Source organism: Lysinibacillus sp. VIII_CA, assembly GCF_049943995.1.
Lineage (GTDB): Bacteria > Bacillota > Bacilli > Bacillales_A > Planococcaceae > Lysinibacillus > Lysinibacillus pinottii.
In genome coordinates this window covers 1-244 of the sequence record NZ_JBNFXM010000132.1, presented here as the reverse complement: position 1 = coordinate 244, position 244 = coordinate 1, and the positions used below count along the sequence as shown (strand labels likewise).

The 244-nt window shown below is 35.7% G+C and carries 1 pseudogene; it reads left to right on the top strand.

Annotated features, from left to right (window positions below):
* Positions 1 to 244: pseudogene (locus ACP3VS_RS24545) on the top strand (oligoendopeptidase F); the annotation flags it as partial.

Sequence of the window (244 nt, the reverse complement as noted above, 5' to 3'; positions counted from 1 at the left end):
CCTTGAAGCGATATAAAAATACCGTGGCAACAACATATGCTACCGAGGTAAAAAAACAAGTAACACTCTCTCGTTTACGCAAATTTGAATCTGTTACTCATATGCTTTTAGAACCTCAAAAAGTTCCACTTGAAATGTATAACAATCAACTGGATATTATTTACAAAGAATTAGCGCCTCATATGCGCCGTTTTGCAGATTTAAAAAAGAAAGTATTAGGGCTCGATCAAATGCTGTTCTGCGA